Source organism: Nitrospirota bacterium, assembly GCA_030645475.1.
Classification (GTDB): Bacteria; Nitrospirota; Nitrospiria; order Nitrospirales; family Nitrospiraceae; genus Palsa-1315.
Genome location: JAUSMA010000015.1, coordinates 23,080 through 40,883 on the forward strand (window position 1 = coordinate 23,080; position 17,804 = coordinate 40,883).

A 17,804-nucleotide genomic window follows, 5' to 3' on the forward strand; every position below is an offset into this window, starting at 1 on the left:
GTTACATGACACCGTCGGCGCGCAGCTTGTAGACCTCGACGCAACGATCGCACGCCCCGAATTCAATGTCCCAGCCCGGGTGATTCTCGCGGATAAAATCGAGCACATAGGGCTCGATCTTGTTGCCCATATCCTCGACCCACGAATAGGTCGGAAACCGGCAGAGGGGGCAGGGAAACCCCGGCATCAACATGACTTTATTTTCGGTTTCCGGAACCTCTCCCCCCTCGACATCCACGGCACGGTCCATCACCCGCAAGGTATCCGAGGCCATTTCGATCAATTCCGAGTGGGTGAAGAAACTGGTCTGCCACAACCCCTCGAATACGGATTTCAATTGTGGTGCGGGAATTTTACGATACCAGGACCGAAACTCTTTGAACCGGTCTTCCTTCCTGAGCATCGGCTCTTTGCCGGCGACCGTCAGTCGGCTGTCCACGGTGAGACTCCACAAGATGCGATAGCGATGGAGGATGAGGGTTTCTTCACCGGGATTTTGCCCAACCTTGGTATCAGGATCGTACCCAAAAACAGGATCCAGCATGTCCGAGATATGCAACAATTCGTGGCGGCAATACCGCGTGAGTGCAGGATCGTAGAATCGGCGCGGAATCAGCTTAATCCCGACGCCCTTCAATCCCTTCTCTTCGAACTCCCGAGCCATCTCATGTTCGACGGATCCCCACTTCCGAAGAATGTCGACACCTTCCTGATCTTCCTTGAGCACCCCTTTGACGAGCACGATCCCGACGCGCTCTTTCAGAAGAGGATACTCGTTGAAGGCATCGCGGATGATGTCGGAGAATCCCCAGGTCCCGAACATATACTGGTAGAGCTTCTTGAACTCACTCTCACGATCATCGAGCGTAAACTTCTCATAGATCGGATCGGCGAGTTCGTGAAACTCCTTATAATAGGTGGGGTCGCCTTCCCGTTCCGTCTTTTCAACGAACGAGTCGATCACCTCTTGCAACAATGCAGGCTGAAAACGAAGTTCCATAGATAGTCCTTGGTCGTCCACATCCGGACTGGGTTCGACGGCACACCCCGTTGAGGGATGCGAGCCGGCTCTCATCACGGCTTGACTTGATAGCGGAGCTTCTCTTACGATCACCTCAAGCCGACGCGAATTATACGGGCCCGAATCGCCGATTTGCAATCAAGCCGGTCGTCGTGGGCCGCTCCATCTTGTTCCGACCGTAAGGATTATGAAACATGGCTGATCAGATTGCGCCCCCACTTGCTCCCTCGCCATCCCCGCTCACCCCATCGTCACGAGCAGGCGCCGCGCCAGTCGACTTCCTCGAGTACTGGAAAACAGGGGCACGGGAGCTCACGACGTATCGCGGCCATTCGCATGGCGTGTGGTCGGTCGCCTTCTCGCCGGACGGATTGACCCTTGCCAGCGGAGGGGTCGACCGGCTCGTCCGCATTTGGGATATTGAAACCGGGCGCCTCCTGCGCTCGCTCAGGGGACATACCGCGGACATCCGATCCGTCGTGTTTACGCCAGACGGCCAGACGTTGGCCACTGCCAGCGAGGACCGGACCATTCGCCTCTGGAACCCGCACACCGGTGAGTCCAAGAAGCTGCTCTTTACGCGCTACGACCATAACGTCGTCAGTCTCTCTCTCTCACCGGACGGTCTCATGCTCGCGCGCGGCAGCCACAATAAAGACATCAAGATCTGGGAAGTCACCACCGGCACCGAGCTCATGACGCTCCTCGGCAAGGACCAGTACGACCACCATTGGTCGGTCTGCGTCGCCTTTTCACCGGATGGGATGCACCTCGCCAGTGGAACGGACATCGGCAAGATCAAACTGTGGGAAGTGCTGCCGAGCGGAGAAGAAAAGATCCTGCATAACGGGCATTGGAAACAGGACGACGACGATACCAGTGAAACGCGCGGATACTTCGTCGAAGACGACGGGGGATTTCAAAAGCCGATGGATTATTGGATCGGCGCCATGACCTTTACCCCCGATGCCAAACTCCTGATTACCGGGAGCCGCGATCAGACGATCAAATTATTCGACATGCCCAAGGTGGCGGAACAGCGGACGCTGAAAGGCCATACCGGCTGGGTACGTGCGCTCGCCGTGACCCCGGACAGCAAAGTACTCATCAGCGCCGGCGATGACGCCACGATTCGCTTCTGGGACCTCTCGAACGGCCGCTGCTTCAGAACGCTCAAGGCCCATACTGCAGGCATCCGCGGGATTACCCTCTCTCCAGATGGCATGACATTGGCCAGTGCGTCATGGGATCGCACGGTGAAAATCTGGGTGGGGGGAACGGAACCGGCAGAGTAACACAGGGCACCAGCAGGGCTGAGCGGAGAGCGGACCCCTGCCGCCTCAGCCCTGACTCCATTCTCAAGAATCCAGCGGCCTGTTCAGCATCGTGCTATACCTCCTCCGGTTCGTCTTTGGCCGAAGGAATGCCGTAGCGCTTGCACTTTTCCCAGAGGGCTTTCCGCGAAAGGCCGAGAATCTTCGCACCGGTCGTGCGGCTGCCCTCCACCCGCGCCAACACCGACACAATATATTCCTTCTCAAACTGTTCACGCGCCGTCGCCAGCGAAGTCAGCGGACGTTCCTCACGCTTCTGCCCCGTCAGCCCTTCGCTACAAAATCCACAGGACTCTTGCGGCACCCCGCCCGTATAGGGGCAGGACTGAAACCCGCACAGATCCGACGGTTGAATCGGTTCACGCTCCCGCCCCAACGCCACCGCACGCTCGACCATGTTCTCCAACTCCCGCACATTCCCGGGAAATGAATACCGCAAGAAGAGCTCACGCGCGGCGGAAGAAAACCCCTTCACCGTCTTATTCATCTTGGCAGAGCAAACCTTCAACACATGCTCCCCGATGACCATGATGTCTTCCTGCCGTTGGCGTAACGGCGGAATCACGATAGGCACGACATTGAGCCGGTAAAACAAGTCTTCTCGAAACCGCCCCTGAGCGACTTCTTTCCGAAGATCCCTCTGGGTCGCGCAAACCAAACGCACGTCGACGTCGATCGTGTCGTTCCCTCCCACACGCTCGAACTGCCTTTCTTGTAGGACCCGCAGCAATTTCACTTGGATGACCGGCGAGATTTCACCGATTTCGTCGAGGAACAACGTGCCTCGATGCGCCAGTTCAAATCGCCCACGCCGCTGCTTCATCGCTCCGGTGAAGGCCCCCTTCTCATGACCGAATAGTTCCGCTTCCAACAGGGTTTCCGGTAACGCCGCACAGCTGACCTTGATCAACGGGTGCTGGCTTCTGGCGCTGTTTTGGTGAATGGCATTGGCGACCAACTCCTTGCCCGTGCCGCTCTCTCCCAGAATCAAGGTCGTCGAATCCGTCCCTGCGACCAGTTTGATTTTCTCAAGTACCGCTCGCATTTGATTGTTGGTGCCGAGGATGCCCCCGAAGCTGAACTTGTGTTCCAATGCCTCCTTGAGATCCTGATTCTCTCGCCGCAACGCCACCACACGGCCTGCACGCTCGACGATCAACAGCAATTCGTCCATCTGAAACGGTTTGGTGATGTAGTCGAACGCACCGAGTTTCATGGCGCCGACCGCTGTCTCCACCGATCCATGGGCCGTAATCACCACGACCTCCGTCTGGGCCGATTGCTCTTTCGTCGCAGCCAGCACCGTCAATCCATCTGCGCCGGGCAGCCGGAGATCGGTGATCACCAGATCGAAAGGCCGCTGACGAACGGCGTCGATCCCCTCCGTCCCGGATGCCGCCGCCAAGACGTCATGGCCAACCGCTTCCAACGCATCGACCATCGAAAGCCGCATCAGCGGCTCATCATCAACGAGCAGAATCTTCAGCCCCTTCATGACACCCTCTCCAACAACGAACGTTCTCTCGAAACAGGAAGATAGAGGGTAAAGGTCGTCCCCTTCCCGACCTCACTATCCACCACGATCTTTCCTCCGTGGCGCTCGACGATGCCGAGGCTGACCGACAGGCCGAGACCGGTCCCTTCGCCTTCGCTCTTTGTCGTAAAGAAGGGATCGAAAATCCTCGGCAGAACCGCCGGCGGAATGCCCGACCCCGTATCGCGCACTTCGACCAGACAGACTCCTTCGACCACAGAGGTTCGAATCGTCAGCGTCCCACCATCCTTCATCGCATGCACCGCATTCAAGACCAAGTTCATCAGCACCTGCTCGATCATGTGCTGGTCGATCATCACATTCGGCAGCCCCTGTCCGAGTACCGTATCCAACCGGATTCGATTCGGAGCAAAGAGGTGCGTCGTCAAGACCAACACCCGATCGACGACGTGATTGATATCCGTCAGCGCAAACTCCGGCTCATGCTGCTGGGAAAAATCGAGGAGCTGCCGAACAATCTTTTGCACACGCCGCACGCCATCCTCCATCGACACCCGATATTCTTCTTGCCGGCCTGGCGACAGCGTCCCTTTTCTCAAGTTGTAGAGACAGTTGAGGATGCCGCCAAGGGGATTGTTGATTTCGTGGGCCACCCCTGCGGCGAGCCTGCCGACCGAGGCCAGTTTCTCGGAATTCCTGATCTGTTGCTCCAGCTTCTTGGTCTCGGTCATATCTCGCGCAATGCCCAATACACCAAGTATTGCACCCTCGACATCGTGCAGGGGGGAGACACTCACCATGACCGCCCTCGGCTCCCCCGTGCGCGTCACCACTTCAACTTCATACACCTGCTTCGCACCGATATCCAGGGTGCTCTTGAGGCGCTTCCCTCGATGTCGCTTGGAGAGCAACGCAAGGTACGGGCGTCCGAGCAGATCGTCTTTCCGATAGCCCCAGGCTTCGATCTTGCTGTTCACGTAGGTAAACCGTTGCTCGGTATCGAGGGTATAGATGACATCGTTCGCGTTCTCGAGCAGATTCTCAAGATACTGCTTGGTCTCTTCAATCTCCCGCGTGCGTTCTCGGACCTTATCTTCCAACTCCTCTCGGTACGTCTCCAACTGCCGTTCGAGCGCCTTCCGATCGGTGATGTCCCGTAACTGCACCATCACCAACAGTTTGTCCGCCACTCCGACTCGAATCAAATCCATTTCAGCCGGAGTTTCCAGCCCGTCGGCATGGCGCACCATGATCTCCTGGGTCGGCACTTTCCGCTGCCCCGTAATGATGTCGCTCAACCATCCGCGTAACGAATCGTGATAACCAGCGAGCACCACTTCGAGCAGACTGCGGCCGACCACGTTCGCCTCTGCATACCCCAGCGCTTGCTCCTCACGTTTATTGACAGCCACGATCATTCCGCTCGGATCCACCATAAAGACCGAGTCGGCCACCAAGTCGAACAGCGCCTTATAGCGCGCCTGCGAGGCCACGAGCTGCTGGGTCCGCTCCGACACCGCCGTCTCCAGCTTCGTCGTATATTCCTGCAACTGCTGCTCAAGCCGGCGCCGTTCGGTCACGTCGCGCACAAAAGCGCGTGAGTGCACCAGCCCGCCTCGTTCTTGATCGATCAATGCTGTGGCATGAATTTCCACATCGATCGGGTGACCGTCTTTTGCCACAAACACCGTCTCGATCGAACTGCGGCCCTGGGCAACCAACCGTTCCAGATATTGCAGGACGAGTGGCTCCTGACCTCGCGGCACCAAATCCCACAGCCGCATCGACAGCATTTCCTCGAGGGTATATTTCAACTTCTCGAGCCCCGTCTTGTTCACATGGACGAAGCGGCCACTCCGATTCAATTGATAGATCATCTCCGGAGAATGTTCGATCAAATCGCGGTACTTTTCCTCCAGGCGATGCACATCCACCACCCGCTGCTCGATCTGCGCAAACGATCGTTGGAGATTCGTCGCCATCTGGTTGAATGCATCGGCGAGCCCTTCAATTTCATCTCCGGTCTTCAGCTCCAGTCGCCGGTCCAACCGTCCACTTCCGATTTCACGCACCCCGTCGTGTAACAACTGAATGGGGCGGGCAATCCGCCGGGCAACTACCACGCCAGTTCCCCAGAGCACAGCCAGGACAAGCAACCCGTACAGCAGCACTTTGGCCACGAGTTCAGCAAGCGGCGCATAGGTCTCCTGGGGATCCTGCCGCACCACGGTGATCCATTGTTTTCCGCCGAGGCTCCCAGGGACCAAGCTCTCGCCGAATCGGACCGGCGCGAACCCGATCAAAGCGTTCCGGCTTCCATGCGAATCGTCCGCCACAACGGACCAGCCGGCTTTCAGCCCTCGAAGGGCACCAACGAACTCGGGCTTGATCGAATGCTCTTCCGGAGCCAGAACCGGACAAATCACAGGAGCCCCATCGGAACTGAATAACATCGCGTGACCGGTCGTCCCGATGGTGACTTCGGCAATGGCACGGAAAATAGTGTCGCGACGCAACAAAATCGTGACGGTTCCGAGCACAGCCCCCTTCGTATCGTCCAGAATGGGGACTGCAACCACGACCACATGAGTTCCGAAACTTGGGTCAAACGCGATCTCGCCCACATATCCACTGGGACCGGGGCTTTTCATCACCGCTTGCCACCAAGGCGTCTTCCCGTAGAAATACTCTACTTGCGGGATCGAACTGACCACCAGCGCCCCCTGCTGGTCGGTGACCAAAATCCCGACATAGTCCGATTTACGGATGTCGTGCCACCGGATGAGGTAGTTGGTGACAATACGATTGATGAAGAGCGGAAACTCGCTACGCTTATCCCGCTGGCGCCATCGCTGCTGCCAATCCTTGATCATGCCCTGGATGTTTTGGGCATCCTTTCCTTCGTACGTACGGTTGGCTTCGGTGACGGCGGTGCGAAGAAAAGGGGTGGCGGCAAGCTGCTGGGCCTCGTTCATCCCACGGCTGACCTGCATTTCGATGCGGCGAGCGGCTTCCACGGCGACTTCTTTGAAGTTGGCGCCGGTCATTTCGCGAAGTGCGCGACGCTCCTCAATGTAGGTGAGCGCCAGCAGAAGAGTCAGTGGCAAGAGTCCGACCATCACGATGGCCGTGATGATCTTATGCTGGAGACTATGAGAGCGACTCCAGAACGTCATGGATGTGCCCAGAGGAGAATGCGACAATCCGCGCGAAGCTCGCGAGGCAGGCTGAAGGCTGAAGCTGGGAAGGCCGAAGGTTGAGGTTCAAAGTTTTGAACACTTTAGCCTTCGGCCTTCTCCTCGGCCTTCGGACTGCGATCGACGAGCGCTTATGTCACCTTCCGGCTAACTCCGTTTCAACAGCCGCCCGGAGGCTCCCGGCCAGAGCAACAGCAACGGACTGGCGACGAAGATCGACGAATAGGTCCCGAATATCACGCCCCAGAGCAAGGCGAGCGAGAAGTCGTGCAAGACCTCTCCGCCGGCCAACGTCAGAGGAATCAGTACCAATACGACGGTCAAACTGGTGACGATCGTGCGGCTCAACACTTGATTGACCGCATTGTTGATAATCGTCTCCTCGCTGTCCCGCCGCCGCATCCTGAGGTTTTCTCTGATCCGATCGAAGACGACGACCGTATCCGTCATGGAATAGCCGGCCAACGTCAGCAACGCCGTCACCACCAACAGGGTGATTTCCTTATCCAGAATGTAAAATGCGCCCAGGACCGCCAAGACGTCATGGAACGTCGCCATGGCCGCCGCGATGCCGAATCGAAGCTCAAATCGCCCCGCCACATAGAGGATGATCCCGGCAAAGGAGATGAGGACCGCGATGAGAGCGTCCTCTTGCAGCTTATGCCCGATAGCCGGCCCGATTTCCGTACTGGAATCGACCACGAAATGGTTCGACGGGAATTCCTTCGTGAACACCGCCACGACCCGTTCGGCAACCTTCTCCTCAAGAGTCGTCGATGTTTTCAGGCGGATCAGGAGTTTGTTCTCCTGACCGAACTCTTGCAGTTCGGCATTGGCCAAGCCGTTCTCCTCCAATATTTTTCGGGCTTCGTCGATCCGGATCGCTTGGTCGAACTTCAGCTGGACCGCGGTGCCGCCCACGAAATCGATGCCGAGGTTGGCTGCCCCTCGGCTAATCTGAATGACCGCCACAAGCCCCAGCACCACCATGATGCCGGAAAACAGAAAGGAAAAGCGGCGCTTTCCCATGAAATCAAAATTGGTTTTTCCAAGAATCTCTAACATGCCGGCTCCTTCGAACTAGATGCTTAACTGTTCGACTTTGTGTCGTTGATTCATAAGGTCGAAGATGACCTTCGTGCCCACCAGGGCGGTAAACAGATTGATCCCGATGCCGAGACAGAGGGTCACGGCGAACCCTTTGATCGGTCCCGTACCGAAGAGAAACAGCGCTACTCCCGTGATCAGCGTGGTCACGTGAGAGTCGATGATCGTCAACATCGCCTTGTCATATCCACCATCCACCGCGAGCCTGACCGCTTTTCCGAGTCGCAGTTCTTCGCGGATACGCTCGAAAATCAGGACATTCGAGTCGACGCCCATCCCGATCGTGAGCACAATTCCGGCAATTCCCGGCAAGGTCAAGGTGGCGTTTAGCGCAGAAAGGGCCCCCATTAAACAGAGCAAATTCAGCGCCAGCGCAAAGTCCGCAATCACCCCGGACGTCCGGTAATAGACCATCATGAACAAGACCACCAGAGCACCGGCAAACAGCGTGGCCTGCACGCCTTTCTCGATCGAGTCCTTCCCTAGCGACGGTCCGACGGTGAGATCTTGAATAATCTTGAGCGGAGCCGGCAGGGCGCCGGCCCGGAGGACAATGGCCAGGTCGCTCGCCTCTTGCATCGAGAACGTCCCGGTAATTTGCGCGCGCCCCCCGGTAATACGTTCTTGAATCACCGGAGCCGAGTAGATTGTGTTGTCGAGTACTACGGCCATGCGCTTCTTGACGTTGTCACCCGTAATCCGCTCGAACTCCCGACCACCCTTGGCGTCAAAACTGATCGAGACGTAGGGATCGTTGAATTGACCGATCGACACCCGCGCATCGCTCAACACATCGCCGGTCAACATAACCCGTTTTTTCACGAGATAGGGAATCCGGTACTCGCGGCCGGTGTCTTTGTCGACCGCCCGTTCGAAAAGAATTTGATCGCCGACAGGCAACTTCGCCTCGGCCTGTTTCAGGACCTCCGCCTCTTTTTCTTTGGGAATGCGAGCCGGCAGATCGAGCTTCAGCTGATTGTCCTCGTCGAGCATTTTAAACTCGAGCAAGGCCGTCTCTTTGATCAAATCCTTAGCGCGCTTGGGTTCTTTCACGCCGGGCAACTGCACGACGATCTGCTTCAACCCCTGCCGCTGCACCATCGGTTCGGCCACGCCGAACTGGTCGATGCGGTTCCGAATCGTTTCCAAGGCCTGGTTGATCGCGGAATCCTTAATCCGCTTAACCTCTATTTCTCGCAACTCCCACACCAGCTTATTCGCCGACCCCGCAGACTCCGTCTCGGTGAAGGTCGGATACTCATCGAGCATCTTCTGAATCTGCGCCTTGAGTTCGGCGTTTTGGAATTGGATCGTGACCTGAGTCGGTCCCGTCCTGTTCACAGACTCGACGGGAATTTTCTTATCGACCAACAGGTCTTGTAGCGACACGACCGATCGATCGACGGCAATTTCGACCGCGCGATCTTCGTCCACTTCCATGACGAGATGAATCCCGCCTTGAAGATCCAGCCCCAAGGTAATCCCTTTGTTCGGCATCACGTTCTTCAGCCAGCCAGGCAGGGCTTGATAGAACGGCTGATAGGACGGGATGAAAAAGATCACCGATACGACGACCACCAACGCCAGCAATGTTAACCGCCCACTCACTTTTTTCATATGATCTGTAACCCCTTTGTCGCTCGCGGTCTACGAGTCCTTATCCTTGTCTTCATCGTCGGCGCGCAATCGAGCGATGTGCTCCCGTTGTATCCGGACCTTGGCACTATCGGCGATCTGCAACGTCACCGTCTCTTTCCCGAGATTCGTCACGGTCCCCCAGATGCCCGACCCCGTGATCACCTTGTCGCCCTTCTTCAGGGCCTCCAGCAATGCCTTCTGCTGTTTCGCGCGTTTTTGCTGCGGCAAAATGAGCAGGAAGTAAAAAATCACGAAGATCAGCGCAAACGGAATGAGAGACAAGAGCGTCCCGGAACTCGAACTCGCCCCTCCACCACCGATTCCTTGAGCCCATGCGACCGATTGCATTACCATGCGAACAGAGTCCTCCTCGACAGGGTTAGTCCAACCTGGCATGCCGGTGAATATCAGCCTCAGCCACGTCGATCGCGGAAACGTCCGATGCCGCCCTGGATCGATAAAAATCATCCCGGAACGACCGCAACGTCCCCTGTGCGATCGCTGACCGTACCTGGCCCATCAGCTCGGCAAAATACCAGAGATTGTGGATCGTATTCAGTCTCGACGACAACATTTCTTTCACCTGGAAAAGGTGATGCAGATAGGCCCGCGAATAGCGCGCGCAGACCGGACAGCCACAAGCCGGATCGATCGGCTGTTCATCACGGATATACCGCGCTTGCTTGATCACCACTCGCCCAAAACTGGTAAACAGCGAGCCGGTCCGCCCATGGCGCGACGGCACGACACAATCGAAGAGATCGATCCCCCGAGCGACGCCTTCGATCAAGTCCTCCGGCATCCCGACACCCATCAAATAGCGAGGTTTCGAAGTCGGCAACTCCGGCACCGTCACATCCAACATGGCATGCATCTCAGCCTTCGACTCTCCCACCGAGAGTCCTCCGACAGCATAACCCTCGAAGCCAAGCCCGACGAGATCGCGCGCGGAAGTGACGCGGAGCTCTGCGTCCAACCCGCCTTGTACAATTCCGAAGAGGGCTTGATCCGTGCGACGCCGGCTGTCCTGACAGCGTTTCGCCCAGAGGGTGGTCCGTCGCACCGCATCCCGCACCACCTCTTTTTCAGCCGGCAAGGCCACGCAATGATCGAACGCCATCATGATATCGGCCCCCAGCGCTTCCTCGATCTCGATGGCCGTCTCCGGTGTGATGAAATGCGTGGACCCATCGAGATGCGACTGAAAACTCACGCCTTCATCCGTGACCTTGCACAATTTGGCAAGACTGAAAATCTGGAATCCACCGCTATCCGTCAAGATCGCTCCGGGCCACCCGGTGAAACGATGCAATCCACCCATCTCAGCCACGACCTTATGCCCAGGCCGCAGATAGAGGTGGTAGGCGTTGTTCAGCATCAGACCAAAGCCGAGCTGCTCGAGATCGGCGGGATCGATCCCTTTCACCGGCCCCAACGTGCCAACCGGCATGAAGGCCGGCGTGTCGATAGCACCATGGGCGGTGCTGAGTCTCCCCAACCGCGCACTGGTCTCACGATCTTCCTGCAGCACTGAAAAATTCATAGTCCCTTTTGCACGCTACATCTGATCCGGTGCGGAAACCCCGAGTACGCCGAGTCCATTTTTCAAGACTTGCTGGATGCCTCGCATCAGCGCCAATCTTGCCGCAGTCCGTTCAGGGACTAGCACTTCTTTCGGCACTCCCTCGACAGGGACCAATCCCTCCGGCGTAACCGCCAGCAGATCTCGATCCGCAGCGGGAGGCAGAATCCGGTGCTTGTTGTAAAACGTATGGAGCAACCCGGCTAACTGCTGAAGATAATAGGTCATCCGGTGAGGCTCATAGGCCAGGGCACTGCCCTGTAGGACTGACGGATACGCCGAGAGCTTGCGAAGCAACCCCAATTCATCCGGATCCGTCAATACCGATAGATCCGCCTCGCTTGGCAGAGGACAGGCGATGCCGCGCGCAGCCGCGACGCGCCAGAGGCTGGCGATCCTGGCATGGGCATACTGCACATAATAGACGGGATTATCGGATGACCGCTGCTTCGCCAACTCCAAATCGAAGTCGAGATGTGAATTCGAATCGCGCATCAAGAAAAAGAACTTGGCCGCGTCGGCCCCGACTTCATCGATGACCTCCCGCATCGTAATGAACTCGCCGGCCCGCTTCGACATTTCAACTTTTTTCCCGCCGCGCAACAGATTCACCATCTGAACCAGCACGACCTGAAGGCGATCTTTCGGATGCCCATAGGCCTGCACGACCGCTTGCATGCGGGGAATGTAGCCATGGTGATCCGCGCCCCAGACGTCGATCAAGAGATCGTATCCGCGCCGCAACTTATCCTGATGGTAGGCGATATCGGACGCCAGGTAGGTGTACTCACCGTCCTGCTTCCGGACAACACGGTCTTTCTCATCACCGAATGCGGAGGATCGGAACCACCAGGCCCCTTCCTCCTCAAACAGGAACTGCTGCGCTTTCAATTCATCCAACACCCGCTGCACCGCACCAGAATCTACAAGGGAGGCCTCGCTGAACCAGGACTCGAACTCGATCCCGAAATACTTCAGATCCTCGCGAATCAGCCCCAGCAACTCCTCATAGGCAAACGTGCGACAGCGCTCCTCTACCTCTGCAGCCGTTCGTCCGGTCAGCTCAGATTCGAGCTGTTGCTTCACATGCTCGGCCACAGCCGTGATGTAAGCCCCGTGATAACCTTCTGTCGGAAACTCTACCGGTCGATTGGACAATGCTTCGTACCTGGCATAGACAGAGGTTCCCAGCAGTTTCATCTGCCGGCCGGCATCGTTGATATAGTACTCACTCACGACGTCATACCCGACAGCCTTGAGCATATTCGCAACCGCCTGCCCGACCGCCGCGCCGCGCCCATGGCCCACATGCAATGGGCCAGTCGGATTGGCACTCACATATTCCACCAACACGCGGCGACTCTCACCCAATTCAGCTCGCCCGTAGGTTGATCCTTGCGTCTCGATTTCCCTGAGCACTTCCTGCCAGATGGAAGGCTTGAGCGTGAGGTTCAGGAACCCGGGTCTGGCAATTTCGACACGGTCAAAGAGTTGTTCGCGCTGAGAGAGGTTGTCGATGATAATTTGGGCAATGTCATGGGGCGCTCGTTGCTCGGAGGCCGCGAGAGACATCGCAACCGTTGAGGCTAAGTCTCCCCATTCAGGCCGTTTGGGAGCATCCAGACTCAGTTCAGGCCAGGCTTCCGTCTTCAGTTGGCCCTTCTGTTTGGCTCCATTGAGCGCTCCGAGGAGTGCACTGGTGACCTTTTCCTGAACGACCCCGCTGGACAAGATAAACTCCTAAGTCATTAGCAATGAAAGGAAAAACGAACTGGCCACTGTAGCATACGGGATGGTTAGTGACAAGGCAGCCGGATGGGATTCTCTGTCAGACTACAGCTTCTTTGAGCTGTGCCAGACAGAGTGACACAAGATCATCCTGCGATATCTTGAGGCAGGGTTGCTCCTCGCAGCGGCTAACATCGTCCCACGACCGGCAGAGACAAGGCTGCCCCTGCACGATGGTGACATGGGCGCCACGGGGAGCCCACCGCAACGGCTCAGTCGGCCCAAACAACGCCACCGTACGCACCCCTATTAACCCCGCCATATGTGTCACGCCTGAATCCTGCCCGAGATAGAGCCGAGCTTGAGCCAGCACCCCGGCAACGGTGAGAACATCCAGGCCCTTCAAGACAACCGGCGGTTGTAGACATGCCTGAAAAATCCGTTCGACTGGCTCCCGGTCTGCTGGCCCCTCGAGAATCACTGGGATCGTTCCGGAATGCTGAAGCGCGGCAACGACGGATGCGAGTATCTCTGGGCCCACACACTTATGGGCACTCCCACTCCCAGGGTGAATGACGGCAAAAGGCTGGCCGTTCGAAAGACCCGCCGTTTCAAGACAGGCTTGTCCGAGAGAGAAGAGCGGTTCCGTCACCGCCAACTCTGCATGCCCCTCACCGGCATACGGTGCCTCATTGATCGCCTCAAGAAATCGATCGCGTTGGTGTGTCGCATGGATCGTGAGTGAGAATGGAGACCTCACGATCACCTCGCGGACGCCAGCTGCCTTGAGTGCCCCGCTCAACCTGCCATCGGCATCCTCCATCCAGCCAATGGCAAGATCACAATCCTTCAGCCATGTCTGTAGCTGACCCGTAACCGAACCGGCGAACAAGTCCGCACAAGCACGTCCCTGCAGAGAGGTCCAGTCATCGATATTTCTGCATGCAAGCAGCAGCGTTGCGACTTGGCCTCCGGCACAGAGCAGGAGCCGATGGCTGGTAAAGCGGTTGCGCAATCGTGTCATAGCAGGCACAGCCAAGAATACATCGCCAAGGCCACCCGGATGGATCATGACGATCGTTCTTGCCACGATGTACCTTACTGTCCAGAGGGAGGTAACTGTGCCAGCAGGGATCGCGCGACTTCAAGATCTGCCGGTGTATTCACATTTTGGAAAGAACGGCAGGAGGGGTCGATCCCAACCAGATCCCCCTCAGTCACATATTGAACCCGGAGGGACTCGCACGACACAATCTCTTGAATCTTGAGCTGTCGTGCCAAAACCATCTGTTCAATGACAGGCAGGCACCGGTTGCTATACAAGGCGTGCATTGGATGTAACCGGCCCGCGAGTTTCGCCATAACAATGTCTGCAGACCTTCTTCGACTTGTGAACTGGGAAATAACCGCCTGATCAAGAAACGGCATATCGCAGGCAACTACGAATATGTAGGGTGTCGTGGCCTCTGTAAGCCCGGTATACAACCCTCCAAGACTGCCGCAATCCGGCACCAGGTCTCGAACAGTTCTCGCGTCGACATCGAGTGCCGGACTGTCCTGCGCAATGACGATCAACACCTCCTGAAAGATTGAGCGAAGCACGGCGAGTCCTCGTTCAAGGAGGGTCTGTTCCCCCACAACGAGATACCGTTTATCTTCGCCCATTCTCCGGCTTTTTCCCCCGGCAAGCAGGACGCCGGTTACGTCACTCTCCATCATGTCCTCAAAGTCGACGGCCAAAAAGAAAGAGGGGGTGGGTTACCCCCACCCCCTCATACTTTTCCAGACTCTCTCGCGCAGATGAACGTTAGAGGGTCTTTCCCTTCCGCTTGTTCGATCGTCTCGTGAGGACCCACCCTTCCAGGAGGACCACACCAAAGGCAATCACAACCGGATAGATATAGGCTTCGCGAGGCGTCGGCGGCTCCAGGAAGGTGTAGTAGAAGGCCGAAACGGCCATCTTCCGTCCTGCGTCGCCGTTGTGGCCGTCCCAAGCAAAGAACACCGTGGGAATGTATTGTCCCATTTCGAAGAAGGTATCTTCGTCGTAATCCTGATCCTTCTTGTTTCCCAAAGGACGCTGAATGATGACCGTCCAACGTCCATTCTTCCACTCTGAGTGAAGAATCTTGATATTCTCCTCGTAGGTATCGCGCTGTGTGAAGTCCTTGTCCCATCCGGTACCTTCAAAGGCACGGAGTGAGCCATCAGCTTCCCACTTCACAATATCAACAGGGAACTGCTCATTGCTGCCGAACAGATACCGTGGCTTAATCGGCGCCGGAAGTTCTTTCCACTTCACGGCCGTTTGCATCGCGACCGCATCGTTGTACACCGTGTAGTTATTCTGATGCGAGGCAATCGAACCCTCTTCGCCAGTCTTCGGATCTTGTTCCTTGACATCGACATTCACTGACGTCGGCGCCCAAGGCAACTTCCCTTCGGCCACACTCTTCGTCCGGTCGTCCCACTGGAACATGAATACGACATGCTTGTCGTTATAGAGGGACTTCACCCAAATATCGTCGATCCGATTCACGAAGTTTCTTGGCTTGTGAGTGATCTGACCACCCATCGCGATATACCGTCTAGCCCGATTCTTCCACAACTCATGCTCTGGATCTGCCGGGATTTCCCCTTCGACCACCCCTGAGGACACCACAAAGTTGATCTTCGGCTTGTCCGCCTGCGGATCGATCGCTAGGGGTTTCCCGTCAGCCTCTCGCTCACACAGCGAGTTCACGAAGTTGGCAATGTGCCACCGTTCTTCAACCGTGCTGTTGTCAGCGAACGAGGGCATCGGCGTACCGTTGACTCCGGTCGAAAACGTCCGGAAAATGTTTTTGACATTATAGGGATCTTGGCGGCTGCCCCTGAAGTTCCAGCACTTGTGCCAGTCGGCCGGCTGAATTGAAAAACCCCAGTCATCTTTCAGATTGAACGCATTGCCGTCGCCACGGCCTTCAGCGCCGTGACATTCCACACACTTCTTCTCGACGATGAGCTCTGCGCCCTTCTTTAAACTCTCTTCTGACGCGGCAATCGGCTTCAGCTCATCAAGCTGTAGAACGGTCTGACTTTCAGATGCCTTATCGGTGAACTTTCTATCCTTCACCAGCTGTGTCGTGACAAAAGACAAGACTTGGAGCCGCTGCTCTTCAGTCAGAATACCTTCCCAGGATGGCATGGCTGAACCTGGCAGACCATGTGTGACGGTCTCAAACAGATCGTTCTGACCAGGAATGGGCTTCTTGGCATCGAACAACGGCAACTCACCGCTCGCCGTGCGACGAATCTTGAACGTGCCCTGGTTGAAGTTACGGGGGCGAGGCCAGAGACGATCTGCGCCAGGTCCATCACCCGCACCATCGACGCCGTGGCACCAGACACACTTGGTAAAGTACACGCGCTTGCCTGCCTCAATCATGTCGGCAGCAGGTTCAGGCGACAATTCAGCCTTCTTGAAACCCTCAGGAAGGGCATCTGCGGCAAAAGCTACGCCCCCGGTGCTCCCGGAGACCAGGATAATTCCGAAGGCAGTCGCGAGGAGCGCCCCCGCCTTCAGACTAAACGAATTCTTCATGGTTTCCCTCATGTCGTAAATCCAGGTTGGCTAGAAATTCCCGTGAACGATTAGTCCCAGGTTCGGGGGTAATACCCCGTGTGCCAATATTCGAACAAGATGACTTTCCAGATTTCGTCCACAGTCAGATGCTGCTCCCACGGTGGCATCACAGAGGCCCAGGGGAACCCTTCGTTCGGCAACCCGATTCCACCCTTGGCCACACGCCAGAAAATGAACGTTTCCTGTAATTGTGCAATCGTTCCCGGATCAGTAAAGTTCGCAGGAATTGGATTGAAAGCAAATGCATGGAGGCCGCGACCGTTCAGGTTATCGCCGTGGCAGAAGTGGCAGTTTTGGAAGAAGATCTCTCCCCCCTCACGCACATACTTCAGGTAGCCCTGAGCATCTTTATCCCAGGGATTGGCATTCGGCTTCATCAACCGACCCATACCCTGCTCCACAATATTCGCGTTGCTATATTCCTGATCGAACTTCCCTTCGAGGTTGACACGATAGGGGTTCTGCGATGTTTGAAGTGTATACGTCTTTCCATGCACCTTGGTGCTGGCCGGTGGCGCCGGATGCACCGTGCGCAACTCGATGGGCTCCTCTGACTTCGGCACCATCGCGTTATAGGAGAACCCGCCGATCAAAATCGGCAACAGGACCAGATAGGCGTACCGCAACAATTTGTTTGCCCCGGTTTGGGCATCCAAAATGTTCATGATCGGCTGCTTGAACTTCTTCCAATCTTCCTCGTTCGCTGAGACCCACATAAACACAGCTATGAGCGAGACGGTCCCGTACATAGCGCGAACGCTGAACGGAATCGGCGGATACACACGATACTTCAAATACAGAAGAATGAACGACCAAAAGAAAATCCCCTGCCAGAAGCGAGGGAGCGCCATTCCCATGGAAGCCGACATATAGCTTAGCCCTGTAAAACCCGCGACAAATAGCGCGAGCTCAAAGAGCACTTGCATAGGCATGTAACCTTCGACCAGGCGCACGGTATTTGACGGAATGATATCCACAATCATTCCGGCAAGCAGGAGTATCCCAACAGCTCCTATGAGTGCCGCGACTGACATTAATGCTTTCATCGGCAAACTCCCTTTACTCAACAAAAGAGGT

General features: G+C 56.5%; 13 protein-coding genes. 1 reads left to right on the forward strand and 12 read right to left on the reverse strand.

What is annotated here, in order from left to right; genetic code table 11:
* Window position 1: 1 nt before the first annotated feature.
* The gene (locus Q7U76_03205) at window positions 2-1,000 is read right to left on the reverse strand and encodes a hypothetical protein (protein MDO8355381.1); all 999 of its coding nucleotides are present in this window, start codon (window positions 998-1,000) and stop codon (window positions 2-4) included.
* Between the two features lie 215 nt (window positions 1,001-1,215).
* Here Q7U76_03205 and Q7U76_03210 point away from each other — a divergent pair, with 215 nt between their 5' ends.
* Window positions 1,216-2,316 carry a WD40 repeat domain-containing protein gene (locus Q7U76_03210; protein ID MDO8355382.1) on the forward strand — a complete coding sequence of 367 codons (1,101 nt, stop codon included), beginning with the start codon at window positions 1,216-1,218 and terminating at the stop codon, window positions 2,314-2,316.
* Window positions 2,317-2,410: 94 nt separating this feature from the next.
* Here the strand turns inward: Q7U76_03210 and Q7U76_03215 are convergent, their stop codons facing one another.
* The 11 genes from Q7U76_03215 to Q7U76_03265 form a co-directional block, all read right to left on the reverse strand.
* Complete coding sequence (locus tag Q7U76_03215) at window positions 2,411-3,850, reverse strand: sigma-54 dependent transcriptional regulator (protein ID MDO8355383.1); 1,440 nt, start codon at window positions 3,848-3,850, stop codon at window positions 2,411-2,413.
* The gene (locus Q7U76_03220) at window positions 3,847-7,026 is read right to left on the reverse strand and encodes a PAS domain S-box protein (GenBank protein ID MDO8355384.1); all 3,180 of its coding nucleotides are present in this window, start codon (window positions 7,024-7,026) and stop codon (window positions 3,847-3,849) included. The genes Q7U76_03215 and Q7U76_03220 overlap by 4 nt, the downstream gene beginning before the upstream one ends.
* A 168-nt stretch (window positions 7,027-7,194) precedes the next feature.
* The gene (secF, locus tag Q7U76_03225; protein ID MDO8355385.1) at window positions 7,195-8,112 is read right to left on the reverse strand and encodes a protein translocase subunit SecF; all 918 of its coding nucleotides are present in this window, start codon (window positions 8,110-8,112) and stop codon (window positions 7,195-7,197) included.
* Between the two features lie 15 nt (window positions 8,113-8,127).
* Window positions 8,128-9,771, reverse strand: coding sequence for a protein translocase subunit SecD (gene secD, locus Q7U76_03230; GenBank protein ID MDO8355386.1), 1,644 nt, complete (start codon window positions 9,769-9,771; stop codon window positions 8,128-8,130).
* A gap of 30 nt (window positions 9,772-9,801) precedes the next feature.
* Window positions 9,802-10,146, reverse strand: a complete 345-nt coding sequence (yajC, locus tag Q7U76_03235; GenBank protein MDO8355387.1) for a preprotein translocase subunit YajC — start codon at window positions 10,144-10,146, stop codon at window positions 9,802-9,804.
* A gap of 25 nt (window positions 10,147-10,171) precedes the next feature.
* The gene (gene tgt / locus Q7U76_03240) at window positions 10,172-11,335 is read right to left on the reverse strand and encodes a tRNA guanosine(34) transglycosylase Tgt (GenBank protein ID MDO8355388.1); all 1,164 of its coding nucleotides are present in this window, start codon (window positions 11,333-11,335) and stop codon (window positions 10,172-10,174) included.
* A gap of 15 nt (window positions 11,336-11,350) precedes the next feature.
* Entirely contained in the window at window positions 11,351-13,105 is a 1,755-nt protein-coding gene (gene argS / locus Q7U76_03245; GenBank protein ID MDO8355389.1) for an arginine--tRNA ligase, read from the reverse strand.
* A gap of 97 nt (window positions 13,106-13,202) precedes the next feature.
* On the reverse strand, window positions 13,203-14,192 hold the full coding sequence (locus Q7U76_03250; protein MDO8355390.1) for a glycosyltransferase family 9 protein: 990 nt from the start codon (window positions 14,190-14,192) through the stop codon (window positions 13,203-13,205).
* 8 nt (window positions 14,193-14,200) lie between these two features.
* Entirely contained in the window at window positions 14,201-14,821 is a 621-nt protein-coding gene (locus Q7U76_03255; protein ID MDO8355391.1) for a molybdenum cofactor guanylyltransferase, read from the reverse strand.
* Window positions 14,822-14,909: 88 nt separating this feature from the next.
* Complete coding sequence (locus Q7U76_03260) at window positions 14,910-16,685, reverse strand: c-type cytochrome (protein MDO8355392.1); 1,776 nt, start codon at window positions 16,683-16,685, stop codon at window positions 14,910-14,912.
* A gap of 50 nt (window positions 16,686-16,735) precedes the next feature.
* Window positions 16,736-17,773 carry a cytochrome c gene (locus Q7U76_03265; protein MDO8355393.1) on the reverse strand — a complete coding sequence of 346 codons (1,038 nt, stop codon included), beginning with the start codon at window positions 17,771-17,773 and terminating at the stop codon, window positions 16,736-16,738.
* Window positions 17,774-17,804 lie beyond the last annotated feature (31 nt).

Coding starts and splice junctions, on each gene's coding strand:
- Q7U76_03205 (MDO8355381.1), bottom strand. CDS start 1,000: ATGGAACTTCGTTTTCAGCCTGCATTGTTGCAAGAGGTGATCGACTCG.
- Q7U76_03210 (MDO8355382.1), top strand. CDS start 1,216: ATGGCTGATCAGATTGCGCCCCCACTTGCTCCCTCGCCATCCCCGCTC.
- Q7U76_03215 (MDO8355383.1), bottom strand. CDS start 3,850: ATGAAGGGGCTGAAGATTCTGCTCGTTGATGATGAGCCGCTGATGCGG.
- Q7U76_03220 (MDO8355384.1), bottom strand. CDS start 7,026: ATGACGTTCTGGAGTCGCTCTCATAGTCTCCAGCATAAGATCATCACG.
- secF (MDO8355385.1), bottom strand. CDS start 8,112: ATGTTAGAGATTCTTGGAAAAACCAATTTTGATTTCATGGGAAAGCGC.
- secD (MDO8355386.1), bottom strand. CDS start 9,771: ATGAAAAAAGTGAGTGGGCGGTTAACATTGCTGGCGTTGGTGGTCGTC.
- yajC (MDO8355387.1), bottom strand. CDS start 10,146: ATGGTAATGCAATCGGTCGCATGGGCTCAAGGAATCGGTGGTGGAGGG.
- tgt (MDO8355388.1), bottom strand. CDS start 11,335: ATGAATTTTTCAGTGCTGCAGGAAGATCGTGAGACCAGTGCGCGGTTG.
- Q7U76_03255 (MDO8355391.1), bottom strand. CDS start 14,821: ATGATGGAGAGTGACGTAACCGGCGTCCTGCTTGCCGGGGGAAAAAGC.
- Q7U76_03260 (MDO8355392.1), bottom strand. CDS start 16,685: ATGAAGAATTCGTTTAGTCTGAAGGCGGGGGCGCTCCTCGCGACTGCC.
- Q7U76_03265 (MDO8355393.1), bottom strand. CDS start 17,773: ATGAAAGCATTAATGTCAGTCGCGGCACTCATAGGAGCTGTTGGGATA.